This is a genomic window from Phenylobacterium sp. CCH9-H3, assembly GCF_001557235.1.
In the GTDB taxonomy this organism is placed as follows: Bacteria; Pseudomonadota; Alphaproteobacteria; order Caulobacterales; family Caulobacteraceae; genus Phenylobacterium.
Window position 1 is genome coordinate 1 of record NZ_LSJI01000103.1, and the last position, 24745, is coordinate 24745.

Annotated in this window: 21 protein-coding genes; 15 read left to right on the forward strand and 6 right to left on the reverse strand. The window is 67.6% G+C overall.

Annotation, left to right across the window (positions count from 1 at the left end; genetic code table 11):
- The 3 genes from AX721_RS09920 to AX721_RS09930 form a co-directional block, all read left to right on the forward strand.
- Nucleotides 1-341, forward strand: a 341-nt coding sequence (locus AX721_RS09920) for an NAD(P)(+) transhydrogenase (Re/Si-specific) subunit beta (protein WP_068875856.1), incomplete at its 5' end; no start/stop codon positions are given.
- 314 nt (nucleotides 342-655) lie between these two features.
- Complete coding sequence (locus AX721_RS09925) at nucleotides 656-1495, forward strand: TauD/TfdA family dioxygenase (RefSeq protein WP_068875857.1); 840 nt, start codon at nucleotides 656-658, stop codon at nucleotides 1493-1495.
- 110 nt (nucleotides 1496-1605) lie between these two features.
- The gene (locus AX721_RS09930; protein ID WP_082765639.1) at nucleotides 1606-2430 is read left to right on the forward strand and encodes an SDR family NAD(P)-dependent oxidoreductase; all 825 of its coding nucleotides are present in this window, start codon (nucleotides 1606-1608) and stop codon (nucleotides 2428-2430) included.
- A gap of 25 nt (nucleotides 2431-2455) precedes the next feature.
- Here AX721_RS09930 and AX721_RS09935 read toward each other — a convergent pair whose 3' ends face one another.
- A complete protein-coding gene (locus AX721_RS09935; protein WP_156467104.1) occupies nucleotides 2456-3340 on the reverse strand; it encodes a hypothetical protein in 885 nt (294 codons plus the stop codon).
- A gap of 404 nt (nucleotides 3341-3744) precedes the next feature.
- On the opposite strand from AX721_RS09935, the gene AX721_RS09940 reads away from it, so the two are divergent.
- A complete protein-coding gene (locus tag AX721_RS09940) occupies nucleotides 3745-4644 on the forward strand; it encodes an enoyl-CoA hydratase (RefSeq protein WP_068875859.1) in 900 nt (299 codons plus the stop codon).
- Nucleotides 4645-4666: 22 nt separating this feature from the next.
- Nucleotides 4667-6178 (forward strand): AMP-binding protein, encoded by a 1512-nt coding sequence (locus AX721_RS09945; protein WP_068875860.1) that lies wholly within the window; start codon nucleotides 4667-4669, stop codon nucleotides 6176-6178.
- Here the strand turns inward: AX721_RS09945 and AX721_RS09950 are convergent.
- Both AX721_RS09950 and AX721_RS09955 read right to left on the reverse strand, forming a co-directional pair.
- Nucleotides 6175-6678 carry a universal stress protein gene (locus tag AX721_RS09950; RefSeq protein ID WP_068875861.1) on the reverse strand — a complete coding sequence of 168 codons (504 nt, stop codon included), beginning with the start codon at nucleotides 6676-6678 and terminating at the stop codon, nucleotides 6175-6177. The two genes, AX721_RS09945 and AX721_RS09950, sit on opposite strands and share 4 nt — an antisense overlap.
- A gap of 14 nt (nucleotides 6679-6692) precedes the next feature.
- Entirely contained in the window at nucleotides 6693-7868 is a 1176-nt protein-coding gene (locus AX721_RS09955) for an acetyl-CoA C-acyltransferase (protein ID WP_369796656.1), read from the reverse strand.
- A 185-nt stretch (nucleotides 7869-8053) separates the two neighbouring features.
- Between AX721_RS09955 and AX721_RS09960 the strand changes: the two genes are divergently transcribed.
- The 3 genes from AX721_RS09960 (at nucleotide 8054) to AX721_RS09970 (ending at nucleotide 12708) form a co-directional block, all read left to right on the forward strand.
- The gene (locus tag AX721_RS09960; RefSeq protein ID WP_068875862.1) at nucleotides 8054-10321 is read left to right on the forward strand and encodes a TonB-dependent receptor; all 2268 of its coding nucleotides are present in this window, start codon (nucleotides 8054-8056) and stop codon (nucleotides 10319-10321) included.
- Between the two features lie 279 nt (nucleotides 10322-10600).
- Complete coding sequence (locus AX721_RS09965; RefSeq protein WP_068875863.1) at nucleotides 10601-11854, forward strand: MFS transporter; 1254 nt, start codon at nucleotides 10601-10603, stop codon at nucleotides 11852-11854.
- Between the two features lie 68 nt (nucleotides 11855-11922).
- Entirely contained in the window at nucleotides 11923-12708 is a 786-nt protein-coding gene (locus tag AX721_RS09970; RefSeq protein ID WP_068875864.1) for an SDR family NAD(P)-dependent oxidoreductase, read from the forward strand.
- A 26-nt stretch (nucleotides 12709-12734) separates the two neighbouring features.
- Here the strand turns inward: AX721_RS09970 and AX721_RS09975 are convergent, their stop codons facing one another.
- Both AX721_RS09975 and AX721_RS09980 read right to left on the reverse strand, forming a co-directional pair.
- Complete coding sequence (locus AX721_RS09975; protein WP_068875865.1) at nucleotides 12735-14333, reverse strand: MFS transporter; 1599 nt, start codon at nucleotides 14331-14333, stop codon at nucleotides 12735-12737.
- Complete coding sequence (locus AX721_RS09980; RefSeq protein ID WP_156467106.1) at nucleotides 14330-15382, reverse strand: NAD(P)-dependent alcohol dehydrogenase; 1053 nt, start codon at nucleotides 15380-15382, stop codon at nucleotides 14330-14332. The genes AX721_RS09975 and AX721_RS09980 overlap by 4 nt, the downstream gene beginning before the upstream one ends.
- 285 nt (nucleotides 15383-15667) lie before the next feature.
- Here AX721_RS09980 and AX721_RS27890 point away from each other — a divergent pair, with 285 nt between their 5' ends.
- Together AX721_RS27890 and AX721_RS09990 are read left to right on the forward strand one after the other, a co-directional pair.
- Complete coding sequence (locus AX721_RS27890; RefSeq protein ID WP_068875867.1) at nucleotides 15668-16357, forward strand: TetR/AcrR family transcriptional regulator; 690 nt, start codon at nucleotides 15668-15670, stop codon at nucleotides 16355-16357.
- Between the two features lie 147 nt (nucleotides 16358-16504).
- Nucleotides 16505-19408 (forward strand): TonB-dependent siderophore receptor, encoded by a 2904-nt coding sequence (locus tag AX721_RS09990; RefSeq protein WP_156467108.1) that lies wholly within the window; start codon nucleotides 16505-16507, stop codon nucleotides 19406-19408.
- Between the two features lie 439 nt (nucleotides 19409-19847).
- Here AX721_RS09990 and AX721_RS09995 read toward each other — a convergent pair whose 3' ends face one another.
- Nucleotides 19848-20300, reverse strand: coding sequence for a helix-turn-helix transcriptional regulator (locus AX721_RS09995; protein ID WP_156467109.1), 453 nt, complete (start codon nucleotides 20298-20300; stop codon nucleotides 19848-19850).
- A gap of 300 nt (nucleotides 20301-20600) precedes the next feature.
- Here AX721_RS09995 and AX721_RS10000 point away from each other — a divergent pair, with 300 nt between their 5' ends.
- The 5 genes from AX721_RS10000 (at nucleotide 20601) to AX721_RS10020 (ending at nucleotide 24739) form a co-directional block, all read left to right on the forward strand.
- Nucleotides 20601-22439 (forward strand): type IV secretory system conjugative DNA transfer family protein, encoded by a 1839-nt coding sequence (locus AX721_RS10000; RefSeq protein WP_231733365.1) that lies wholly within the window; start codon nucleotides 20601-20603, stop codon nucleotides 22437-22439.
- Nucleotides 22432-22881, forward strand: coding sequence for a hypothetical protein (locus tag AX721_RS10005; RefSeq protein ID WP_068875871.1), 450 nt, complete (start codon nucleotides 22432-22434; stop codon nucleotides 22879-22881). Before AX721_RS10000 ends, AX721_RS10005 begins: the two co-directional genes overlap by 8 nt.
- Nucleotides 22878-23831, forward strand: coding sequence for a P-type conjugative transfer ATPase TrbB (gene trbB, locus AX721_RS10010; protein ID WP_068875872.1), 954 nt, complete (start codon nucleotides 22878-22880; stop codon nucleotides 23829-23831). The genes AX721_RS10005 and trbB overlap by 4 nt, the downstream gene beginning before the upstream one ends.
- A gap of 318 nt (nucleotides 23832-24149) precedes the next feature.
- Entirely contained in the window at nucleotides 24150-24470 is a 321-nt protein-coding gene (locus AX721_RS10015) for a TrbC/VirB2 family protein (RefSeq protein WP_068875873.1), read from the forward strand.
- Nucleotides 24470-24739: a VirB3 family type IV secretion system protein gene (locus tag AX721_RS10020; RefSeq protein WP_068875874.1), complete on the forward strand. Its 270-nt coding sequence runs from the start codon at nucleotides 24470-24472 to the stop codon at nucleotides 24737-24739. Before AX721_RS10015 ends, AX721_RS10020 begins: the two co-directional genes overlap by 1 nt.
- Nucleotides 24740-24745: the final 6 nt, after the last annotated feature.

The following is a 24745-nucleotide window of genomic DNA, read 5'->3' on the forward strand; positions in this document are numbered from 1 at the left end:
GGATGCCCGGGCACATGAACGTGCTGCTGGCCGAGGCCAACGTGCCGTACGACGAAGTGTTCGAGCTGGAGGACATCAACTCCGAGTTCGCGACTGCCGACGTGGCCTTCGTCATCGGCGCCAACGACGTCACCAACCCCGCCGCCAAGACCGACCCGGCCTCGCCGATCTTCGGCATGCCGGTGCTGGACGTGGAGAAGGCCCGCACGGTGCTCTTCGTGAAGCGCGGCATGGCGGCGGGCTACGCCGGCGTCGAGAACGAACTCTTCTTCCGCGACAACACGATGATGCTTTTCGCCGACGCCAAGAAGATGGTCGAAGGGATCGTGAAGGGGCTCTGAGCCCTCGCTGAAGAACTCGCTCATCCCACCTCGGCGGACTTCGACAGTCAGGCGTCCCCGACGGGAGGGACAGATGCCCGGCGGCTGATCCCTTAAGTCAGGAACAGAGGTGGTCTGGTCGGCGAGACAAGCGCCGATGGGCCCGAAGCCGGTCGAAGCCGGTCGCTCGGGCAGATCCGACGCCTGGAGTTGGCCCCGCAGGTCGGTCTCCGGACGACCCCGCCGCCACCGCGGGCAGGGCGACCCCAGGTGGGTTGCTCCGAGCTCGTGTCACTCGCCGGCCGCATGGCCGCCATTGGTCTGGAGAACCTGAGATGTCTGCCGCGCTGAAGACGATCGAACCGATTGGGGTCGAGGTCGACCTGGACCTCCGCTCCCCTGAGCATGACGACGAGGTGAAGGCGCTGTTTGAGGAGCATGGGTTCCTCCTCTTCCGCAACCAGGACCTGACGCAGGATCAGCAGCGTCGCATTCTCGCGCGCCTGGGCCCCGTGCTCGAGGACTTCCGCACCGTCGGCTACGTCTCGAATACGCGCAAGGACGGCATCCTCGGCGACGCCGACGTGTCGTTCCACTCCGACTTCATCTACACGCCCGTGCCGGCCCTCGGCATCTCGCTGCATGCGATTGAAGTGCCCTACGAGGAGACCTGGACGAGCTTCGCCAACGCTGTGCGCGCGCTCAACAAGCTCCCTCCGCAACTGCGCGAGCGGATTTCGACCCTGACCGGCCTCAACCTCTTCGCCGCCAGCGAGGAGGGCCTCGGCGGACGCCAGCGGCTGGAAGGCTACCCGGCGGGGGCGCCGCAGGCGACGCACCCCCTGATCGGCGTCGATCCGATCACCAAGCGGGAGACACTCTATGTCACCCAGCAGAACACGACGCTGATCCCGGAAGTCGACGAAGCCGAGAGCGAAGCCATCCTGGCCGAGCTGAACAGCTACCTCTACGCGCCGGAAAACATCTATCAGCACCGCTGGCGTAACGGCGACTTCATCGTCTGGTCGAACCAGGCGCTGCACCACGCGCGCGGCGGCCTGGTCCCGGGTAAGACGCGCACCCTGCAGCGCGTGTGCATCACCGAAGCCGTGCCCGACCAGTATGACGCCCCGATCCCTGACGATCGGCTGCCCGAGCACATGCGGAAACACTGAGGCTTGCGGACGCAACTGACGCGCGGGTCTGGCCCGCGCGTCGGCCGACCCCGCGCCGGCGCGACGCGCCGCTCGGCCTGAACGGACTGGAACTTCGGAGCCAAACCACCGTGACCCCCCAAGACGTCGCTGACCTCTACTCGCTGAAGGACCGGACCGTCGTGGTGAGCGGCGGGGCCCGTGGGATCGGTGCGGCCGTGAGCCGGACGCTGCACGGCCTGGGCGCACACGTGGTCATCGCCGACCTCCTCGAGGAGGAAGGCCGCGCAGTCGCCGCGGAGCTGGGGGAACGCGCCCGGTTCGAGCGTCTGAACGTGACGGACGAGGCCAACTGGGAAGCCCTGATCAGCGAGGCGACCGCTTGGAGGGGCTCGCTGGACGTCCTGGTGAACTGCGCCGCCATCGCGGTCATGAACGCCATCACCGAATTCCCCCAGGCCGACTTCCAGCGGGTGCTGGACGTCAACCTGATCGGCGTCTTCCTGGGCGTGAAGCACGCCGGCCGCGTCATGCGCGAGCAAGGGCGCGGCAGCATCATCAACTTCTCGTCCGCCGACGGGACCCAGGGCGCCAACTCCATGGGGGCCTATGCGGCCAGCAAGTGGGCCGTGCGCGGCATGTCCAAGGTGGCCGCGATGGAACTGGGGCTGCACGGCGTGCGGGTGAACACCATCTGCCCAGGACCGGTGAACACGCCGATGCTCAACCCGCGTCAGCGTCCGGCGGCGGAGATCGCCAAGACCCACCCATGGATGACGCGCATGCCCCTGCAGCGCATCGCCGAGCCCATTGAACTGGCGGCCGCCTGCGGCTTCCTGGCGAGCGACGCGGCGTCCTTCGTGACGGGTGTCGACCTCATGGTGGATGGCGGCGGCACGATCGGCATGTACTACCCGCACCTCGCCGGAGGCCCGGGCGTTCCGCCGGCCGCCTAGGACGGCCGGCTGGCGCCCACGGCGCTCAGTTCATGAGGGCGAGCTGGCGGCTCGATCCATCGCGGCCGCCAGGCGCCTGGGCGGTGCGGATGGTCCGGCCCGGCCAGCGGCTCCAGGCGTCCAGGTACCACAGGAAGAGTTCGCGCTGCGTGGCGATCCCGAGCCGACCGTAGGCGCGCTTCCTGTAGGTCATGACCGTCTCGACGCTGATCCCCAGATCCAGACCGATGCCCAGGGAGGTCACGCCATAAATGGTGCGGCTGCAGACCTCGGCCTCGCGACGCGGCATGCTCGGCATCTGGGCCGAGATGCACGCTTCGATCTCGTCGAGGGATGTCAGGGCGAAGGAGACATCCACCGTGCCTTGCGCCAAGGCCATGTGCTTGGCCAGGACCGCGAACAGCAGCGGCGCGTTCTCCTCCACCGACGCAAGATGGTCCGACGCCGAGAAATCAGCGTCCGAGGACGACAGGGCAAGCCCGATCATCGCGCCCTTCGTCCGCGCGCAGATCAGCACCCGATCCTTGATCCCACGGCGGCCGTAAACGTCTTCGCGCAGCGTCTCGTCACGCAGCGCCCGAATATCCGTTCGCACCGTGGCCCGCTCGGCGTCCGCCAGCCGCGCCCGCGCCTCGGCGAAGGTCGGGTCCCTGCGCCAGAGGCCGGCGCCGAGGTAGCGGTCGAGCTTCCGGTAGTTTTCGGAGCTGCCATCGATACTGGCGGTCGTGACACCCATCAGGTTGTCCGCGGTGAGCGCATAGACCGCGGCGTGTTCGGCGCCGCAGATCTGGTGGAGTGACTTCACGAGGGCCGAGTCGAAGCCGCGTTGTCCAATCGACTCGATCAATGGAGGCAACCCAGCCCGCAGCAATTCCGCCGTGTGCCCAGTAAAGACTTGCGCCGACGCCATATCGTTTCCTCCCGATCGGTGCGTCCTGTCTTCGAACGCATCCTGTCGCGCGGATCTTCGTGTCCCTGTCTGCGACTCTAATACAAATACCCTCGGTCACAAACCGGCGGCGACCGCATAGGCCGCGGACGCATTGCCGCGGCGTACAGCAGCCAGCCGACGGGCCGAGCTTGAGGATCAGATACGCTTTACCTAAGGGCAGGTCTGTCCCGATGGACGGTGACATCGAGCGCCGGGGCGCCGTGCTAGCCCTGTCGCACTCGCAGCTTCTGCGCGTCCGGACGCGGACAACGACCCCTGCCGTTCTCCCCGAGAGCAGCCCCGCCGGGTCGCCAGTCTGGCCGACCGCTGAGCTGGCAACGGGCGGGGCCGACCCTGGCGCCCGGTCCCCTACGGAGACGCCGATGCTGAAGACCCCCGCGCCGAGCGCGTTCGAAACCATCGCCGTCGATCGCCCCCTCCCGGGCGTGGCGCGGATCACCCTGAACCGCCCGGACACGCGCAACGCCCAGAACGCGACCATGCTCTACGAGCTGAACGCTGCGTTCGACGCCGCTTCGCGCGACGATGAGGTCAAGGTGATCATCCTGGCGGCGGCCGGCCCGCACTTCTCGGCGGGCCATGACCTTCGGGTGAAGGACTTCGTGGCCGACATGGAGCCCTACGAGCCGGTCGGCACCTGGTGCGGCTTCGGCTGCCGAGGCGCCGAGGGTCGCATGGCGGTGGAGAAGGAGATGTTCCTCGGCCTCTCTGAGCGTTGGCGCAACGTGCCCAAGGTGACCATCGCTCAGGTCCAGGGCAAGGCCATCGCCGGCGGCCTCATGCTGATCTGGCCGTGTGATCTGATCATCGCCGCGGAGGACGCGCTCTTCGCCGACAACACCGTGGCGATCGGCGTGGCCGGCGCCGAGTACTTCAACCACCCCTGGGAGCTGGGCGTTCGCAAAGCCAAGGAGATGCTGTTCACCTCCGACTTCGTGACGGCCCAGGACGCGCACCGGTTGGGCATGGTCAACCACGTCGTCGCGCCGGCCCAGCTCGAGGCGTTCACCCTTGAGCTCGCCGAGAAGATCGCCCGCAAGAACAGCTTCGTGCTCAAGCTGGTCAAGGAAGCGGTGAACAGCGCGCAAGACGCGCAAGGCCGCGTCAACGCCATGCAGACCAGCTTCGCCCTGCACCAGCTCAGCCACGCCCACAATGTCGACCTCTTCGGGGTGCCCATCGACCCGACGGGCATCGCCGGCTCCCTGCAGGGCAAGGCGACCTGGAGCGATCCCAAGGCCGCGGCGACGCCGGCAAAGTAGACAGCAAGAAAGCCGACATCCGATGCCTTTGATTCCCCTGGGCCGCGTGCCCGCGATGCAGGCTGCCCGGCAGGGCGAGGACGCCTGGGCGATCCGCCATGGCGACGATGTGGTGACCTGGGGCGAGCTGGAGTTGCACGCCAACCGCCGCGCCTGGGCGTTCAAGGACGCCGGTATCGGCGTGGGAGACCTGGTCACCCTCGCCCTGCCGAACGGCTCGGCCTTCTACGAGACCATGTTTGCGCTCTGGAAAATCGGCGCGACGCCCCACGTCGTGTCCTATCGCCTTCCGGCGGCGGAGCTTCGCGCGATCGTGGCGGTGGCCAAGCCCAAGCTGGTGCTCGCCTCGAACCCCGAACTGGTCGCAGAATACGGCGCGAAGCCCGGCGACTTCGGCCTGGACCATCCCAAGTCCAGCGCCCACGAGGAGATCGTGGTCCCGCGCTGGAAGGCGATGTCCTCCGGAGGCTCGACCGGGCTGCCGAAGATCATCGTCGCGCCGGGCCCCAACGCCTTCGACACCGACAAGCCGCCGCCGCTCCGCTTTCCGGAGTCGGGCCCGATCCTCGCGACGGGGCCGGTCTACCACAACATGCCGGTGACGGTGAATTTCCGGGCCCTGTTTGAGGGCCACTCGGTTGTGGGTATGAGCCGGTTCGACCCGGAGGAGGCGCTGCGCCTGATCGAGGCGTTCGGCATCGAGTGGACCAGCTTCGTGCCCACCATGATGATGCGGATATCGCGGCTCCCGCCGGAAGTCAGGCTGCGCCACGATGTTTCGTCCCTGAAGACCGTCTGGCACTGGGCGGCCCCCATGCCGCCGGATCTCAAGCAAGAGTGGATCGACTGGCTGGGCCCAGAGACGATCTGGGAACTCTATGGGGGAACTGAGGGCATCGTCACGACGATCATCAACGGCGTCGAGTGGCTGGCCCACCGGGGCTCCGTGGGCCGACCCTACCTGGACAAGATCAAGATCCTCGACGACCAGGGCCGCGAACTGCCGCAGGGCGAGGTCGGCGAGATCTTCGCCCTTCCGGCCAGCGGCCAGGGCTCGACCTATGAGTACGTGGGCGCGGAGGCGCGCACCGCCGCCGGCGGATACGAAACCCTGGGCGACTACGGCTGGCTGGACGAAGACGGCTTCCTCTACATCGCCGACCGGCGCACCGATATGATCGTCTCCGGCGGCGCGAACATCTTCCCGGCCGAGGTGGAGGGCGCCTTGATGGCGCATCCCGGCATCGAGATGGCCGTCGTCATCGGCCTGCCGCATGAGGAGCTGGGCGCGGCGGCCCATGCCATCGTCAAGCCGGCGGCCGGATGGGAAGGCCGCCTCGATCATCAGGGCCTCGTGAGCTTCGTGAAGGACCGGCTGGTGACCTACAAGATCCCGCGCTCGTTCGAGTTCGTCAGTGAGCAACTGCGCGACGACGCCGGCAAGGTGCGGCGGCAGAGCCTGCGCGAGGCGCGCATCGCCGCGCTCGCCGCAGATGCGGAAGGCGGATCCAAGCAGTCTGCGGGCGTCGCCTAGCTGGCGGGAGGCGTCGCCGGCGTACCCTCGGGCGCGACCTCGGCGGACGCCTCCCCCTGCGCATCCAGCGTAGCGCTGGAGGCGACGCTGCGGCAGATGAGGACGCTACAGGGGAGGCGATCGATCAGATCGGCGCCGCTGTCGCCCCACCACCAGCGGTCGAGGCGGCTCCGGCGGCGGCGGCCCACCATGACGAGGTCGGCGCGGAAGGCGCGAGCATAGTCAGCGATCACCCTGGCGCGCTCGCCCTGTGCGGTCGCGCCTTGCGCCTTGAGGCCCAGCCCGCGAAGGCGAACCAGGCCCGACTCAAGCAGGGGTTCGCCGACGCCGCGCACCGGAAGCGGGTGGATGGCGTCGGCGATCGTCAGGGCGGGGTGCTCGCGCTCGACGATGAGCAGGAAAATCTCGGCCCCAGCGCTGCGGGCGACAAGAGCACCCTCGTGCAGGGCGACGAGACCCTCCCGGGTGCTGTCGCTGACGAGCAGGACCCGCGCGTACACCCCAGCGCCGGGCGCTAGAGGACTTCGAGCGCGAGCGCCGTGGCCTCGCCGCCGCCGATGCAGAGGGACGCCACGCCGCGCCGAAGTCCGCGCGCCTTGAGCGCACCGATCAGGGTGGCGACGATCCGCGCGCCGCTCGCGCCGATCGGATGACCCAGCGCCGTCGCGCCGCCGTTCACGTTGAGCCGTTCGTGGGGAATGTCGAGATCGCGCATGGCGATCATCGCGACGGCCGAGAATGCCTCATTGATTTCGAAGAGGTCGACGTCCGCCACCGACCAGCCCGCCTTCTGCAGCACCTTGCGGATGGCCAGCACCGGAGCGGTCGTGAAGAGGGCCGGCGCCTGGGCGTGAGCCGCAGCGGCGACAATCCGCGCTTCGACCGGCAGGCCGAGCCGCTTGGCGGTCGCGCCGCGGGCCACGACGAGGGCGGCGGCTCCGTCCGAAATCGAGGCGGACGACGCCGCGGTGATCTTGCCATCGTCCGCAAAGGCCGGCTTGAGCCGCGGCAGTTTCGTGGGATCGGCCTTGCCCGGCTGCTCATCGATCTCGACGGAGGTCTGGCGACCGCGCACGCTCACCACGACCGGCGTGATCTCGCGTGCGAAGGCTCCGGTTTCGATCGCGGCGTTGGCGCGCCTCAGGCTCTCGAGCGCGAAGGCGTCCATGTCCTCCCGCGAAAACTGGTAGGCGCGGGCGGTCGCCTCCGCGAAGGCGCCCATCGGCCGCCCGGGCTCGTAAGCATCCTCGAGCCCATCCATCATCATGGTGTCGATGATGCGGTCGTGACCGATGCGCGCACCGCCCCGGTGCTTGGACAGAGCATAGGGGGCATTGGTCATGCTCTCCATGCCGCCGGCCACGGCCACGTCGATGCTGCCCGCGGCAATCGCCTCCGCGGCCAGGATCGTCGCCTGCATACCCGAGCCGCACATCTTGTTGACCGTGGTGGCCTCGACGGTTTGCGGCAGGCCTGCGGCGAGGGCGGCTTGGCGCGCTGGCGCCTGACCTAGCCCAGCGGGCAGGACGCACCCCATGTAGATCCGCTCGATGTCCATCGGCTCGGCCTCAGACCGCTCGACCGCAGCGCGCACGGCGGCGGCGCCCAGGTCCACGGCCGAGGCTGGCGACAGCGCGCCTTGAAAGCCCCCCATCGGCGTTCGGGCGTAGCCCGCGATGATGATGTCCAAACTAGCCAGCGACGCCGCTCCCGTAGCTGTGGGATCCGCGTCAGCCGATCCCCGATGACATGGCTGCAGGCCGCTCCCTAGCAGGGCGCGCGCCCGCGCCTTGTCGCCCTCGATGGGGACAGGGCAGGCGCGGTCGCGCCGCTAGGTATCCGACAATCATGTGACGAACGAGGAGGGGTAGGGTCATGATGCGCAAGGTGTTCCTGTTGGCGGGGGCCTCCCTGCTGTCGGGCATTTCGGCGGCCGGCGGGGCGATGGCCCAGGAAGCGGAGAGCTCGACCTACGAAGTCGAGACCGTGGTGGTGACGGCCCAGAAGCGCGCCGAGGACGTCTCCAAGGTGCCGCTTGCGATCACCGCCGTCAGCGGCGAAACCCTTGAGAAGCGTCGGGTGGACGAGCTGCAGCAGCTGCGGGTGCTCGATCCGAGCGTGAACTTCCGGCAGAGCACCGGTCCGCAGGCCTCGGGCTTCATCATCCGCGGCGTGGGCACGAGCAGCTTCTCGACCGGCATCGAGCAGAGCGTGTCGACCGTGCTGGACGGCGTCGTCCTGGCCGATCCCTCATCGGCCCAGGACCTGACCGACCTGGAGCGCGTTGAAATCCTCCGGGGCCCGCAGGGCATGCTGTTCGGAAAGAACGCCTCGGCCGGCGTCATCTCCATCACCACCCGCGATCCTGAGCTGACCGACTACAACGGCCGGCTGAAGGTTTCGTACGGCGAGCGTGAGGACTACCAGGCCCAGGCCGTCCTGAATGCGCCGCTCTCGGACAGCCTGGCGCTCCGCGTCACCGGCTCCTTCCGCCATCTGAAGGAAAGCGTCGTCAACCAGGTCAATGGCCAGCCCGTCGATCCGGTGAACATCAAGTCCGCCCGGATGAAACTGCTCTGGCGGCCGAACGACGACCTGAAGGCGGTGTTCGCCGCCAACTATTCCTGGTCGAAGCACTTCTGCTGCGCCCCGGTCTGGCTCAACGCCACGCCAGGCTACATCGTGGCGCTGTCGAACAGCACCTACGGTGTGGAGACAGGGCTCGGCAGCGAGACCGCGGCCTATGACTTCCAGCCGACCGGCAAGGCGAAGATCTATGGCGCCTCCCTGAGCGTTGACTACAACCTCGGGGACTACACGCTGACCTCCGTGACCGGTTACCAGGAATCGCATCGCCTGGGTCATTTCGACGCCGACCAGCACGCCTTCGACTACCTGAGCTTCGGCGGCGCGCCGATCTCGTACCGGAACTACTCCGAGGAATTGCGGATCGCATCGCCCACCGGCGGTCGCTTCGACTACGTGGCCGGCGTCTATTATTTCCGCAGCTGGCTGACCAATACGGGGACGCTGGCGGGCTACCTGCAGAACCTCACGCCGCCCGCCACGCAGCCGACACCGAAACGTCTGCTAGTGAGCCTGTCCAGCTACACGAACAACCGCAACGAAAGCATCGCGGCCTTCGCACAGGGCAACCTCCATCTCACCGACCAGCTCTCCATCGTCGTGGGCGCGCGCTACACACACGACGACCTCGAGCTGCTCTTCGACACCGGACCGCTCATCCCCGGCAGCATCCCCTTCAACCCCCCGCGCACCTTCAGGAGCGCGCTGGACGAGGACAACATCTCCTGGCGCGTCGGACCTCAGTTTCAGGTCACGCCGGAGGTGATGGTCTATGCGAGCATCGCGCGCGGCTACAAGGGTCCGGGTACGAGCACCACCACCGGCGTGGTGATCGAGCCCGAGATTCCCATGACCTACGAGGCCGGGGTCAAAGGCACGGCCTTCGATCGGCGCATGCAGTTTGCACTGAACCTCTACCACAGTGATTTCAAGAACTTCCAGGCACAGGTCTTCGACCCGAATGTCCTGGCCACGGTTCTGCGCAACGCCGGCCGGCTGGAGACCCAAGGGGTGGAACTGCAGCTGCAGGGTCGGGTGACGCCAGACCTGACGCTTTCGTTCGCCGGCGCCTTCACCGACGCCCACTACAAGGACTTTGCCGGCGTCGCCTGCTATGCTGGCCAGCCCGAGCCGCCGTGCGGTCCGCCGACCCCGGGGTCGCCGCAGCGCGTCTTTAACGCCAAGGGCCTCAGGCTCAACGGCACGCCGAAGTGGACGTATTCGGTGACGGCGGACTACCGCCGACCCAACCTCATCGAAGGCTTTGACGGCTTCGCCCAGGCGTCCTGGAACTGGCAGGACGACGTTGTCTACGCCGCGAACGGCGACCCCGGCACCCGGCAGAAAGCGTTCGGCCTGTTCGACGGCGAAATCGGCATCGAACCGCAAGATGGACCGTGGCGCGTTTCGATCTGGGCCAAGAACCTATTCGACAAGCGCTGGGCTTCGCAGATCGGCGAGGCGCCGATCCGGGTCAACAACCCGGGCGGCTACACCGCCTATCGCAGCCCCGACTCGTTCCGTCGGGTCGGCGCCCAGATCGAGCTTCGCTTCTAGCGGTAAGCGCCAGGCCACCGGCTGCGGTGGGCCTGGCGCGGCCGGCTCACCGCCGATTTTCGGACTGGTCCCGGCCGTTGGGGACTTGTTGGCGGCGCGCATCGCGCCGCATCGATGGTTGGATAGACGCCGCGGCCGGCGTCGGCCCGGACGCACGCAATGGCCCAGAGCCAAGGTCGTAACCCTGATCTGCCGCCATCGACGGTGGGAAGCGGGGTTCTGAGTATCGGGCCCACGAGGGAGGCGTCCTTTTCGCGGGGATACCTGCGATACGCCCTCATGGTCCTGTTCCTGCTCAACGTCGTGAACATGGCAGACAGGTCCATCATGGGCGTGCTGCTGGAGTCGATCCGGCAGGACATGCACCTCACCGACACCCAGATCGGCGTCCTCACGGGCTTTGCGTTCGCCCTGTTCTATGCGGTAGCGGGCGTGTTCATCGCGCGCCTCTCGGATCTCTACGACCGCAAGTTCGTGCTCGCCGCCTCGCTCCTGGCCTGGAGCGCCATGACCGCGGCGACAGGGGCGTCGCATGGCTTCTGGCAGTTCTTCCTCGCCCGCATGGGGGTCGGCGTGGGCGAGTCCAGCGCCATTCCGACGTCGAACGCCATGATCGGCGACTACTTCCCGGCGGCCCAACGTCCCCTCGCGCTGGCCGTCTTCACCGCCGGATCCTTCCTTGGCGTCCTTCTGGGATCGCTGATCGGCGGCTACGTCGGGGCCCAATTCGGCTGGCGCTGGGCTTTCGTGGCCGCAGGGGTGCTGGGCCTACCCCTGGTCCTGCTGACCCTGACGCTCCGCGACCCTCCTCGGGGCGGCTCGGATGGGGCCGCGGTCGGAGAGGCTGCGACGTTCCGCACGACCCTGAAGACTTTGGCCGGTAACGAGGCCTTCCTGTTCCTCATCCTGGCATCGGGGTTCATTACGTTCCTATTGTTCGGCGTCATCGGCTGGTTCCCCGCCTACCTGATGCGCAAGCATGGTCTGGATCAGACGACCGTGGGTCTGTTCTTCGGGGTCGCCCTGAGCCTTGGTATGGCGGTCGGCGCCGTGTTGGGCGGCATCGCGGCCAACCGCTTGGCGGCGGGCTCCCTGCGATGGCTCACGCGCCTGCCCCTCCTGGCATCGCTTCTGTTTGTGCCGCTGTATGAGCTCGCGATCTTTGCGCCCGAACCCTACCTGGCCCTGGTGTTCATCGGGCTGGCCAGCGCCGTGGGCGGCGCGACCCTGGGCCCAGTGCTGGCGGCCATTCAAACCGTCCTTCCCCCGCAGATGCGCGCCACCGGGTCAGGCTTCACCGGGTTCTCGGGCAGTCTGATCGGACTGGGCGGCGCGCCGCTCGTCGTGGGAGTCCTCAGCGACCGGTTCGCGCGGGCGATGGACGCGGGCGATGCGCTGCAGCGCGCGCTGGCGATCGCCGTGCTCATGGGCGTGTTCGCCTCGCTGTTCCTCTGGGCTGCGGACCGTGCTTTTGGCCGAAGGCCTGCCGTGGCCGCCACGGCCCCCACATTCACACGGCGCCGGGCCTGGTAGCGGCGCGAACAACAACCGGTGCGGCGGCCAAGTCCGTCGCGTCGTAGGCGTGACGAAGGAGAGCGTCGATGGCGTTGGAGCAGCAGACCGACTACGGAGCGCGACTGGATCTCGCAGGCCGCGGTTTCGTGGTTCTTGGGACAGGCGCAGGCATTGGCGGGGAGGTCTGCCGCGCTCTGACCCAGGCCGGGGCCCGGGTGCTCTGCGTCGATCAAGCGCTCGCGGCGGCGCAACGGGCAGCGGACGAAGTCGGCGGGATCGCCATGGCGGCCGACATCACCCGCCGTCCCGACATGGAAGCGGTCTTCGCCAGGGCTCAGTCGGAGTGGGGCGACGACTTCCAAGGGGTGGTCGACGTGGTCGGCGTACCCGTTCCCGGTAAGCTCGCCGAGACCGACGACGCAACTTACGACCGGCAATTCGATCTGGTGCTACGCCATGCGTGGCTGACGATTTCAATCGCGGGGCCGATGCTCGCGAAGACCGGGTCAGGCTCGCTCATCTTCATCGGCTCACTCGGCGGGCTGCGATACCATCCCGGGGTCGCGCTCTACTGCACGGCCAAGGCGGCGCTGACGATGCTCGTGCAGGCGGCGGCGGACGAATTCGGCCCGTCGGGCGTCCGCGTGAATGTCGTCGCTCCCGGCCGGATCCGCGACTCGGGCGTCTCGCGGCCGACGGAAGATCAATGGGCGCGGATCTCGTCGGCGACGCCGTTGAAGCGCCCCGGAGAGCCCAAGGAAGTGGCCGGAGCGGTTCTCTTCCTGGCGTCCGACCTCTCGAGCTACGTCACGGGTGAGACGCTGGTCGTTGATGGCGGGGTGCGCGGCATGATCGCGACGCCGGCGTCGTGACCTAGGCGACCGCCACCGCCGGACGGTCAGCTCGCGGCCGGCGGTTCGCCGGCCGCCACGGCCCAGGCCGTCTTCTCTTGCTCCACGGCCGCGATCCGCCGGCCCACCTGCCAGAGAACGATCAGGGCGATCACCGGTGCAATCAACATGGCGAAGACCCCGGTCTGCAGCGATCCGGTCACCGTCGAGACCTTACCGCTGACATATGGCCCCAAGGAGATCGCGACCATGGTGTTGCCGACCAGATAGAGGGCTCCGACCGTCCCGTACATTCGCGGCAGGACGAGGTCCTGCAGCGCGGTGACCGCGCCGCCCACAATGGTGCTGGCGAAGAAGTAGATGAGGGGCGCGACGAGCAGATAGCTCTGCAGATCCTGTCGGGTGAACATGAAAAGCACGAGCGGGATGGGCACGGCCGCGGCGATCATGCAGACGAACAGGCGGCCACGGTGATCGCGCTGGCGCCAGCGATCCGCGAGAAAGCCGCCGAAGATCGATCCGAGGACGGCCGCGACCGCGCCGGGCAGGCCGATGAGCGGGCCGATCTCGGACGCGCTCACGCCAAAGGTGCGGATGGCGTAGGGGGACGCCCACAGAAGGGAAACGTTCCAGGTCATCCCCGCGCAGCCGAGCCCGAACACACACCAGGGGAAGACGCGACGCTTCCACATAAGTTCATAGGCCGGCGGATCCAGATGGCGGAGCGTTTGCACCCAGGAGACAATTGCGTAGAGGCCGAAGCCGTAGGTCACCCATTGGCCGACGTCTCCGGTCAGCCGGATCAGTAGGGCGGCGGCGGCCGCAATCAGCCCTAACGCGACCAGGTTGCGGACAAGTCCCCCTTTGAACCGGGCCGCCGATATGAGGGTGAACGGCGGAAGGATTGACATCAGGTCGGCCAGGAACAGCCGCCAGACGCCGGGGCGCACGACCGGCTGCGGCGTCCCGTCGGCCGCGAAGCGACCCGGTTCGCGCAGACTCAGCACCCAGAGCGCCAACAGCACGCCCGGTGCGCCCACGGCGAGGAACGCCACCTGCCATCCATGTAGTGCAAAGGGCGCCGCGCCGGCTCCATGCGCGTTGTTCCAGCTGTCCGACAGCCAGCCGCCCAGAGGCAGGCTGATCCCGGTTCCGAAGTAGGATCCGGCCGAGTAGATCGCGATCGCCAGTGCGCGGCGGTTCTTGGGAAACGTAGAGCCCAGGATCGAATAGGCGGCGGGCGAGGCGCTCGCCTCGCCGACGCCGACCCCGATCCGGGCCGCCGCGAGCTGGGGGAAAGAACTCGCCAGGCCGGAGAGCATGGTCATGGCCGACCACAGCCCGAGCCCCGCAGCCATGAGGCGGGTCCGCACCCAATTGTCGGCCAAGCGGCCCAGGGGGATCCCGAACACGGTGTAGAAGATCGCGAACGCCGTGCCGAACAGATAGCCCAGCTGGGCGTCGGTCAGCCCGAGGTCGCCTTTGATGTCCTCGGCCAGGATGGACAGGATCTGGCGATCGATGAGGCTGCAAGCATAGACCAGCACCATGACGCCGAGCACGTACCAGGCGTATCGCCCCGCGCGTTCCGGAGCCGTTGCGCGGAGAGGTGCCGAGTCCTGAGACGCCGGGTCCTGGGCGCTCACGCGGGCGCCTTCAGCGAGTCCATGTCGATGACAAAGCGATAGCGGACATCGCCTTTGGCCAGGCGAGCAAAGGCCTCGTCGACTTGGTCCATCCGGATCATCTCGACGTCCGCGGCGATCCCGGCGCCGGCCGCGAAGTCCAGCATCTCCTGGGTCTCAGCAAGGCCGCCGATCATCGAGCCGGTGACCACCCGGCGCCCCATGGCCAGAAGCATGGGCGACACCAGCGGCATGGTGGTGGGCATCCCCACCAGGCAAACGGTCCCGTTGAGCTTCAAGAGCTCGATATAGGGATTGAGTTCGTGGGTCCCCGAGACGGTATCGATGATGAAGTCGAACGACCCCCGGTGGGCGGCCATCGCCTCGGCGTCGGTCGAGAGCACGGCCGCCTCCGCGCCGAGCCGCTTGGCGTCTTCGGTCTTGCCGGGAGAGGTTGAGAAGACCACGACTTTGGCGCCCAAGGCCGCAGCGAACTTTACGGCGACATGCCCCAGCCCCCCCAGGCCGATGACGCCCACCTTGTGTCCAGGGCCGACGCCGGCGCGCCGGAGCGGGGAGAAGGTGGTGATGCCGGCGCAGAGCAGCGGCGCGGCGCCGGCGGGATCAAGCCCTTCGGGGACCACCAGCGCGAAGTGTTCGTCCACCACATAGTTGTTGGCGTAGCCGCCGAACGTCATGCGACCCTGGCGATCCGGCGCGCCGTAGGTGGGCGTCATGCCTTCTTCGCAATGCGGCTCAAGACCCTGACAGCAGGGCCCGCACTTGCGGCAGCTGTCCACAATGGTGCCGACGCCAGCCCAATCTCCCGGCTTCAGCTTTTTCACCTGATCGCCGACAGCGACCACCTTTCCGACGATCTCGTGGCCCGGCACCACCGGGTAGGCCTGCCAACCGTAGGCGTCTTCCACGGCGTTCAGGTCGGTGTGGCAGATGCCGCAGTACTTGATCTCGAGCACGACATCATGCGGGCCGGGATCGCGACGCTCAAAGCTGAACGGGGCGAGCCGCCCCTTCGCAGACATCGCCGCATAGCCATAGGATCGAACCACGATCAGCCTCCCAGAATCCTACCGGGCCGCCTCCAAAGCGGAGCCCGCTTTCGCGCGCGGCGCGGCAGGATCCGGCCAGGAAGCGGCCAGCCATTGGGCTGCATGGTAGGGGTTGGGATTGCGATTGATGTCCCCCGGGTGAGGGACCGGACGATGGGCGCCGCCGCTGCAGGGACGGTGTTCCAGGATCGGTCCGCGGTGAGGGCCAGACGCCGGTCGGCATTTCCGGGACGAGACGACAGCGCTTCGTTAGTCTCGCGAGGCCGCGGGGGCAGAGGGGACGTTTTGGCCAGGAAGGCGAAGACCTATCAGCGACGACGGAGCCGGGGCGAGCTCTCCCAGACCATCATGTCGGCGGCGACACAGCTCTTCGCGGACAAGGGGTACGCCGAGCCGTCGATACGCGAGATCGCCGATGCGGCCGGTGTGGCCCTGCCGACGCTCTACCGGCTCTTCGTCGACAAGCGGGACCTCTATGTTCAATGCGCGCTCTCGGCGGCGCGCAGCATCGGCCAGGAACAGCTTCGCGTCCGCGAGCTGGGGGGCGAGAGCGAGGTGGTCCTCTATCGGTACCTCCGACAATCGATGGAACGGCCGGAGGGGGATCGAGCGGCCCACCTCGCATTGGTCAACCGCGTGTTCCTAGACGGCGACGACAGCATTCTGTCCGGCCAGTTCGAAGCCTATCGCGCGTCCGCCTGGTACATCGACATGACAGCGCTCGCCGCTCGGGCCTCCGGGGGCAGGACACCCAACCTCAGAATGCTCATCCTGACGACCTTCATCTCCCAGCTCCGCACCACCGTGCGGATGTGGCCAGAGGCCGCCCGCGACCTGGGCACCCTGGATCAGGTGCTGCAGGAGACGCTGGCGATCCTCCTGCCCGGCGTCGATTGGGCGGCTGTCGCCGTGCAGGCAGGCCTCGCTCCAGAGCCCGACGTACGCGCTTCTACGACGTCCCTTTCTCTGCGCTGAAGCGGACCTAATCAGACCAGACCCCTCCGTCCCCCACGGCCGGCGGCGCGCGTCCCTTTGGAAGGGGACTTGTTCGCTTCGGCTCACATGACAACGCTCGTTGATATCAATCGATAACAACAAGCGTTCTTAAATTAGGGGGTGATCATGAATCTGCGCCATCCGCGCCTGCGCGGCCTGCGGCATGTCTGGCTCGCCACGACGGCGACAGTCGCGATCCATAGCGGCGCCCACGCAGCCGAGACGGCGCCGGAAGCGGACAAGGCCGAAGTCATTGAGGAGGTGGTGGTCACGGGGTCGCGCATCCAGCGCGACGGCTACGCCACGCCCACGCCCGTCGCGTCGCTCCCCGCAGAGCAGCTTCTGAAGGCTGCGCCCGGGACGATCTTCGAGGCCTTGGCCACACTTCCGCAAATGGCCAACACCTCGACGTCGATCAACACAACCCACCAGAACATCGGCCTTGTCCCGGGCACGGTGTTCAATCTGCGGGGGCTCGGCAGAACCCGCACCCTGGTCCTGATGGACGGTACGCGCTTCGCGCCGACCTACCAGGACGGCACGGTCGATGTAGACATCATCCCGCAGATGCTGGTCCAGCGGGTCGAGACCGTGACCGGCGGCGCGTCGGCCGTCTACGGGTCCGACGCCGTCGCCGGGGTGGTCAACTTCATCCTCGACAAGACCTTCACCGGAACCAAGATCACCGCCCAGGGCGGAGTTTCGAGCCGGGGGGACTACGAGAACTACAATCTCGGGCTGACCCATGGCCGCGACCTCGGCGAGCGCACTCACATCCTGGCGAGCGCCAACTACGTGGAGAACTGGGGCTTTCGCGCCAATGAGCGACCTCAGTACTACCTTTATGGTTTCCAGGCCGGCCAGGTCGTCGGCTCGACGGCGGCGGCGGGAACGGCGGCCAATCCGCGTGTCACCGTGCTCAATTCGGTCTGGAACGTCGTCCCATGGCAAGCGATCGCCACGTCGGGCCCGTTCCGAGGCGCGGTCATCTTCGGAAATGGCGAGTACCATCTCCCGGCGATCAGCGGGCTTCCCACCGGTTCGGCCGCCGTCTTTGTCGTGCCGCCGACGCAGCAAGGTGGCCGCTATCCCCTGCCGGGCGGTGGCACGTCCGACCTGACGACTGTGCCGGACGACTGGACCCAGGCGCCGCATACGCGCAACGCGACGGTGTTCGCGCGGATCAATCATGATTTCGGCGGCGATCTGACTGGGTTTGTACAGGCCGGCGGCGCCAAGTTCTCGCTCGACAACCTGGGCCATGCTCCGTTCACGACCGGGACGCGGATCTTCAGCGGCAATCCCTATCTGCCGGCGGCGCTGCAAGGGATGCTCACGACCTCGAACACGCCCTTCTTCACCTTCTCCCGTCAGTACACGGGCATCGGAAGCCAGGAGTCCGGCACCGACCTAACACACTTCAACCTCGGGGCCGGGCTGGACGGCAAGGTAGACCGGTTCGCCTGGCGGCTGCGCTATCAGCACGGCCAGTCGGATCTGCGGGGCTTCTACAACAAGATGATTGTCGCCACGAACTTCGCGGCGGCGTCCGATGCTGTGCGGGACTCCAGCGGCAGGATCGTCTGCGCGCCCACGCTGAGTCCGGATCCCGCCGTCCGCGCCCGCTACGCCGGTTGCGTGCCATTTTCGGTGTTCGGCGACGAAATCTCGCCGGCCGCCTTCGACTACATCACCGGCAACTCCGTCTATAAGACGAAGAACCGTAGCGACATCATCACGGCCGACATTTCCGGAGACCTGTTCGACCTATGGGCGGGTCCGGTCTCGGCCGCCGCCGGGTTTGAGTTCCGTCGCAACACGCTGGATCTGCGCAGCAACTCAGACCCGAGCATCCTCTACGACATCACCGGCCTGAGAGCGATCACCGCACAGCCGGCGCGGTTCTTCTTCAACAATGTCGGTGTCGCCGACGGGTCCGTGAACGTGAAGGAAGGCTTCGCTGAGATCGCCATCCCTCTCGCCAAGGACATGGCGTTTGCGAAGGCGCTCGAGCTCAACGGCGCCGTGCGCTACACCGACTACAGCACGAGCGGTCCCGTGACGACCTGGAAGGGCGGCTTCAGCTGGTCGCCGATCGAGGATGTGCGCTTCCGCCTGACACGCTCGCGCGACATCCGCGCGCCGAACCTTCAGGAACTGTTCCTGGGGCCAACGCAGAACCAGGCGGGCTTCACCGACCAACACACCGCGGCCACGTCCGGCCTACTGACCATCATCGGTGGCGGCAACCCGGACCTGCGTCCAGAAAAGGCTGACACGCTGACCTACGGCGTCGTGCTGCAGCCCCGGTTCCTTCCGGGCTTCCGCCTGTCGGTGGACTACTATGACATCAAGATCAATGACGCGATCTTCTCGCTGACGACGGCCAACATCGTCGCCACCTGCGAGCTGAGCGGGGGAACATCCTCGGTCTGCGACCTGATCAAGCGTCCGCTGCCGTTCGCCGATCGGACGCCCGCCAACTTCCCGCTCAGCATCCGAACGGTGCCGATCAACCTCTCCAAGTTCCAGACGCGTGGCATCGACATCGCCTCGAGCTACCGAACCGAGATTGGCGAGGGCGTCCTGAACGCCTCGCTGGCGGTGACCTATCTGAAGAGTTTCAAGACGCAGGATTCCCCCACGACGCCAAGCATCCAGTACGCGGGGAAGACGGACACTCACTTCCTCCCCAAGGTGCGCGGCAACTTGGCGCTCGACTATCAGATTGGCGACTGGTCGCTGTTCCTGCAGGAGGAGTTGATCGGAAAGGTCTCGTGGGGGCCGCTGTTTGTTTATGCGAACCCTGATCTACCCAAGGTGCTCTACACCCACGTCACGGTCTCGCGCCGGATGAAGGTCGGCGGGGCGGACGCGGAACTGTTCGTCAACGTGCGCAACCTCTTCGACAAGGACGCACCGATCTACACCGGCGACAGTCCCGCGCCGGCCTCGATCCTCGACACGCAGACGCGAGTCTACGACGTCGTGGGACGCACGTTCACGGGCGGGGTGCGACTACGATTCTAGTGAAGGCGCTCTAAAGGCGGCGCAAATCTAGCCGGAGGCGCACCTTGCGGCTCCGGCTGGGCTCGACTCAGGCTGCCCGACGCGCCGATCACAACCTCCCACGAGGCGCGATGATCCGATGCGATCAGACGCCCGCGCGCGCTCGATGCATGCCGGCGCAGCTGCGTCAGCGCCGAGCCGGCCGCGCTCTACGCGACCTTGGACGCTGTCGGGCTGCCTAGCACCTTCGTCGCCCTTGGGGCGACCTGCCGGTGGCTTCGCTTCTGGCGCGCGGGCCTGCGACGCTCTTCGTGGCCGGGGTGACCTTCGGGTTGCTGAGCGTGCGCGCGGCCGCGGGTCGCGCGGCCGGTGCGATCTCCGGTCGCCATGCTCCGTCCGAAAGATCAACAATAGAACGGGGCGCCTCAGTGAAGCTTGGAGCCCGGAAAGCCGGCGGGCGCTATGCCTTCGGAGGCCCCTTACCACGCATTGCGCGGATCTGAGTTCTGCCCAACTCCGCCAACTGGTCGTACAGCTGCATGTGAGCGTCGAGCACGGTGAGCGGGTCCACGGCGGCGACGGCATCCTGCGTGGCGTCATCGAACTCGTCGACGGCGCTGGACTGGATCAGCATGAACTTGTTCTGCGCGAAGACGTGGGCGATGCGCGGCTTGCGCAGCAGGAAAGCGGCCACGATTGCGTTCTGGTCAACCTCGAGAATTTCGGCGAAGCGCGCGACGCGCGCGAGCAGCAGGCCGGTCGTGCCGTTCTCGAAATCCTGATAGGCGCGCGTCGAGATGCCCATGCGTTGCGCCATCACTGGCGGACGGATGCCCCGCAGTTTCCGCAAAGGCTTGAGGATGAGGGGCGCAAGTTCGGCAAAGACATGGTGGTCTGGGTCCTTCGCAACCATGGCAATCGTCCCGAGGCCAACGCGACTTATCGTGGAGTAGGCGGCACGCCGCGCGCGATCAAGCGGTGCTAAGCGTGTTGCCTCCCTCGCAATACGGGTTCGACCGGTGCGAAATGCGCCATTCGGCAGGATTTCTGCCGTGATTGCGCAGCCGTTCTTCCGAGTATTCCGAAAACATAGACCCCGACGGTGTTCGCTGGAACATTCGTCGAGTTGTCGTCATTTCTGTGGATATCAGTAACCTGCCGCGGGTGCAGTGTCTTGGGTTCGGGTCTTCGCGTAGCAGGTGGGGTCCTTGGCGTGGCGTTAGGCCTCCAGGCCGCCACCCAGTTCGTCGGCTGGACCTTCGCTTGGTCGTCCGCCCTGGGTCCTGGACTCACCGTCTCCAGCGACCTCGTTCTCTACCCGCCCTGGCGCGTGGTCGCGTGGCGCGCGGCCTTTGCCGATCAGGCTCCAAAGGTGTTCTCGGCTGCCGGCTCCTTGGTCCTGCTCGGGACCGCAGGCGGCCTCGGCCTTGCGGTGCTTTTTGGTGGCGAGCCTACCGCGCGGCGGGCGCGTGGCTGGGGCGGACGCGCCGAGGCAAGGGAGGCGGGCCTTCTCGCCAAGGCCGGCTGCGTTCTCGGTGAACTGCACGGGCGACTCCTCATCACGGCCGACCTCCGCCCGACCCTCGTCACCGGCGGCACCCGCAGCGGCAAGGGCCGCGGCCACGTCGTGCCCAGCCTGTTGAGCTGGACCGAGAGCGCCATGGTGCACGATCCGAAGGGCGAGCTCTGGGAGACCACGGCGGGATGGCGCAGCAGCTTCTCCCATGCGCTACGCTTCAATCCACGCGAGCTGCAGTCGGCGCGGTGGAACCCGCTGGCCGAAATCCAGCCGGGCGCGACGGAGCTCGCACAGGTCCAGCGCCTGGTCGCGATCCTGTCCGACCCCGGGGGTGTGAGGGACGATGAGGCGATCTGGGACAAGTCGGCCTCGGAGATCCTCGAGGCCGTCATTCTTCACGTGCTCTACGCTTCCGAAGACACCGACAAGACGCTGCTGAAAGTGCGCGAGCTGTTGGCCGATCTCGACGAGGCGGCCGAGGCAATGCTGCGCACGCAACACCGGGTCGGCCCCGGTGGCGAGCCCGAGACGCATCCGTTCGTCCGCACCGCCGTGAAGGGCTACGCGGCGATGCACGACCGCTTTCGTACGTCTGTTCAGGGCACCGCGCGCTCGTACCTGAAGTGGCTCGCCGGCGACGATGTGGAACGCTGCCTTTCGGCCTCGGACTTCGCGGTGGGCGACCTGATGTGCGCGACCGCGCCCGTGAGCCTCTACGTCCAGGTGGCGCCCGCCGACGCCGCGGCGCTGAAGCCGCTGGTGCGGCTCCTCTTCTATGCGGCGGCGCAGAGTCTGACGGCGCATGAGAAGACCGATGCCGGTGGGCGACCGAAGCGGCACAGGCTGCTCATGGCGATGGACGAGTTCCCGCTGCTCGGCCGGGTCGAGTTCTTTGAGAAGAGCCTGCGCCTGATGAGCGGCTACGGGCTGAAGACGATGTTCGTGGCCCAGAGCCTCAACGACATCGTCGAGACCTATGGCCCGAACAACACCATCCTCGACAACTGCTTCGTCTACACGGCCTTCGCCGCGCTGGATCCGCGGACCCAGGACAAGGTCTCCAGGCTGACCGGCACCATCTCCGAAGTCCGCACCACCCGCAGTGGCCCGGCCGGCCTGGGGGCGGGCCGAAGCAGCGTTTCGCGTTCGGAGGTCGAGCGACCGCTTCTGGAGCCCGGTGAGATCCGCGGTCTGGCCGACGACGAACAGCTGGTCTTCGTCGCGGGCCACAAACCGATGAGAACCCGCAAGGTTCGCTATGACGCGCGGGAGCCTTTCCGCAGCCGCGCGGCCGTGCCTGCGCCGGTGGACGAGCGCATCGACACGCCGGGGCGCATGGCGCACCCGTGGGCGGGCCGCCGCGCCCTGGGAGAAGACCTCACGGCCAGCCTCCCGCTCTTCAAGGAAGTCGCCGCCGCCATGGACGAGAAGAAGGCGGTCGCAAAGGCGGCCGAGATCTACGAGCGGGTGGCCCACGACTATGCGGCCCAGGAGGCCGTGCTCGATCAGCTGCAAGGACGGCGCAATGGCTAGGCTGGACGACCGACCGACGCCCCGGGTGCAGGTCTACTTCGAGAACCCGAAGACCGAGGTGGCGCTGCGGCGAGAGGCGAGGGCGGGGCGGATGACGCTCAGTCGCGCGGCCGAGCAGGCCATCGCGCGGGGGCTTCAGCGCCGCCCGAACGCCGACCCGGAGGATCGGCTGCAGGCGCTGGACCGCGATCTTCGCGACCACATGCGCGCCACGGCGCGCGACATGACCATCGTCCAGGAGCTGCTGGTCGAATTTGCGCGCGCCTTCTTCACGCGGCTGCCCGACACGACCGCCGACCAGGACCCGGTGCTGCGCGCCGCCGTCGAGGTGCGCATCGAACGGCTGCTGGACGCCGCCGCGCATCGGATCGCCAACGGCGGCGGCCGCGTCGCCGAGGCGCCCGCTGGCTCGGAGGCGCGCACCATCCTGGCGGCGGAATGAGCGCCGAAGCCCTCGCCGACGCCCGCAAACGCGAGGCGTTGGATCACGCCCTCGGCGCGGAGATCCTGACGGCGCTCGGCGAGCCGGATGTGGTCGAGGTGCTCGCCAATCCGGATGGACGGTTGATCATCGACCGGCTCGGCGAGGGCCGCCAGCCGCTGGAGGTGCGCCTCACCCCTCAGGCCCGGGAACGCGTGATCCGGCTGGTGGCGGACTATGTTGGCGAGCCGATCACCCGAGAGGATCCCCGGCTCGCGGGCGTGCTGCCGACGGGGGAGCGCTTTCAGGGGTTCCTGCCGCCGGTCACGACCCAGCCGGCCTTCTCGGTGCGCAAGCGTCCCGCGGTGATCTGGTCGCTCGAGGCCTACGTGGAGATCGGCATTCTGAGCCAGCGCCACGCGGAGATCCTGCGCGAGGCCGTGGCCGCGCGGCGCAATCTGGTCATCTCGGGCGGGGCAGGGTCCGGGAAGACGACGCTCGCAAACGCGATCCTGGCGGAACCGGCGTTCGCCGCGGACCGTGTCTTCCTGATCGAGGATACGCCCGAGCTGCAGTGCTCAGCCTGGGACCTCGTCGCTGTGCTCACACGCCGGCGCCCGCGGCCGATCACGGTCGCCGACCTGGTGCGCGACGCGCTGCGAATGCGGCCCGACCGCATCGTCATTGGCGAGATGCGGGAGGGCCAGGCGGCGCTCGAAACCCTCAAGGCCTGGAACACGGGCCATCCCGGAGGCGTCACCACGGTGCACGCCAACTCCGCCGAAGAGGTGCTGTTCCGGCTCGAGGACCTGCTGGCAGAGGTAACGGCAAATCCCCCGCGGCGCCTCATCGCCCAGGCCGTCGACCTGATCGTGCACATTCAGCGCGCCGGCGCCGCGCGTCGGGTCGAGGGCCTACTGGTCCGGGACAAGGCCGAAGGCGGCAGCGGCTACCGCGTCGTGCCGGCCTAGCGCGCGCCCACTCGCCTCATTTCACGGCTGCCACCCTTTGAAGGCCGACCTGCGCCCTGCGTCCGGGCGTGATTGTGGCCGTAGTCCCGGAGCGTTTGCGGCGGGCTGCGCGGGCCCTTCGTCCGGTGGTCGGCTCGCCGCTCGCGCGTTTTCCCTTGGGGATCGCAGGTTGTCGGCGACGCGCGGGAGACTTGTCCGTGACGTGCAAATAACGCGCGGAAAACGTACAATATTTTTCCACAGATCGCAGTTGACAATACGAATCGTCTGGCGCTGACATTGCAACCATAGCGCGATGGAGCGCTCGGGATTGCATGGATGCGCAAGCTCTTCTCACGCGGCCTTTCGGTCGCGACGGCGACGTGCGGCCTGATGGCCGCCGGGCAGGCCTGGGCCGGCGGGGCGGGGATGCCCTGGGAGGGACCCCTGCAGCAGATCGTCGAGTCCGTCACGGGCCCGGTCGTGCAGGCCGCCGCGGTGATCGCAGTGGTGATCTTCGGGGCCGGGATCGCAATGAGCGAAAGCGGCTCCGGCATGCGGCGCGGGTTGGGGATCCTCTTCGGGCTCTCCATCGCCTTCGCGGCCTCGACCTTCTTCCTCGACTTCTTCGGCTTCGCCGGCGGCGCGGAAATCGCGTGATGAGGGACCCCCTGCATCGCGAAGGCTGGGATCTGCCGGTCGCCCAAGGCCTCGCCGAGCCCGTTCTGCTGGCGGGGATGCCCCGCGACTACGCGGTGGTGATGGGCACGGTGGCGCTCGTCCTCGGTCTGGCCCTACGGATCTGGTGGCTCGGGATCGGGTGGTGGGCGGTGGCTCACGCGCTTGGCCTCTACGTCGCGCGGGCCGACAAGCGCTTCTTCGACGTGCTGCGCCGCCATCTCGCCCGTCCCGGGCACCTGGACGTGTGAGGCGGT

Coding starts and splice junctions, on each gene's coding strand:
- AX721_RS09925 (WP_068875857.1), top strand. CDS start 656: ATGTCTGCCGCGCTGAAGACGATCGAACCGATTGGGGTCGAGGTCGAC.
- AX721_RS09935 (WP_156467104.1), bottom strand. CDS start 3,340: ATGGCGTCGGCGCAAGTCTTTACTGGGCACACGGCGGAATTGCTGCGG.
- AX721_RS09940 (WP_068875859.1), top strand. CDS start 3,745: ATGCTGAAGACCCCCGCGCCGAGCGCGTTCGAAACCATCGCCGTCGAT.
- AX721_RS09945 (WP_068875860.1), top strand. CDS start 4,667: ATGCCTTTGATTCCCCTGGGCCGCGTGCCCGCGATGCAGGCTGCCCGG.
- AX721_RS09960 (WP_068875862.1), top strand. CDS start 8,054: ATGATGCGCAAGGTGTTCCTGTTGGCGGGGGCCTCCCTGCTGTCGGGC.
- AX721_RS09965 (WP_068875863.1), top strand. CDS start 10,601: ATGGTCCTGTTCCTGCTCAACGTCGTGAACATGGCAGACAGGTCCATC.
- AX721_RS09970 (WP_068875864.1), top strand. CDS start 11,923: ATGGCGTTGGAGCAGCAGACCGACTACGGAGCGCGACTGGATCTCGCA.
- AX721_RS09990 (WP_156467108.1), top strand. CDS start 16,505: ATGAATCTGCGCCATCCGCGCCTGCGCGGCCTGCGGCATGTCTGGCTC.
- AX721_RS09995 (WP_156467109.1), bottom strand. CDS start 20,300: ATGGTTGCGAAGGACCCAGACCACCATGTCTTTGCCGAACTTGCGCCC.
- AX721_RS10005 (WP_068875871.1), top strand. CDS start 22,432: ATGGCTAGGCTGGACGACCGACCGACGCCCCGGGTGCAGGTCTACTTC.
- trbB (WP_068875872.1), top strand. CDS start 22,878: ATGAGCGCCGAAGCCCTCGCCGACGCCCGCAAACGCGAGGCGTTGGAT.
- AX721_RS10015 (WP_068875873.1), top strand. CDS start 24,150: ATGCGCAAGCTCTTCTCACGCGGCCTTTCGGTCGCGACGGCGACGTGC.
- AX721_RS10020 (WP_068875874.1), top strand. CDS start 24,470: ATGAGGGACCCCCTGCATCGCGAAGGCTGGGATCTGCCGGTCGCCCAA.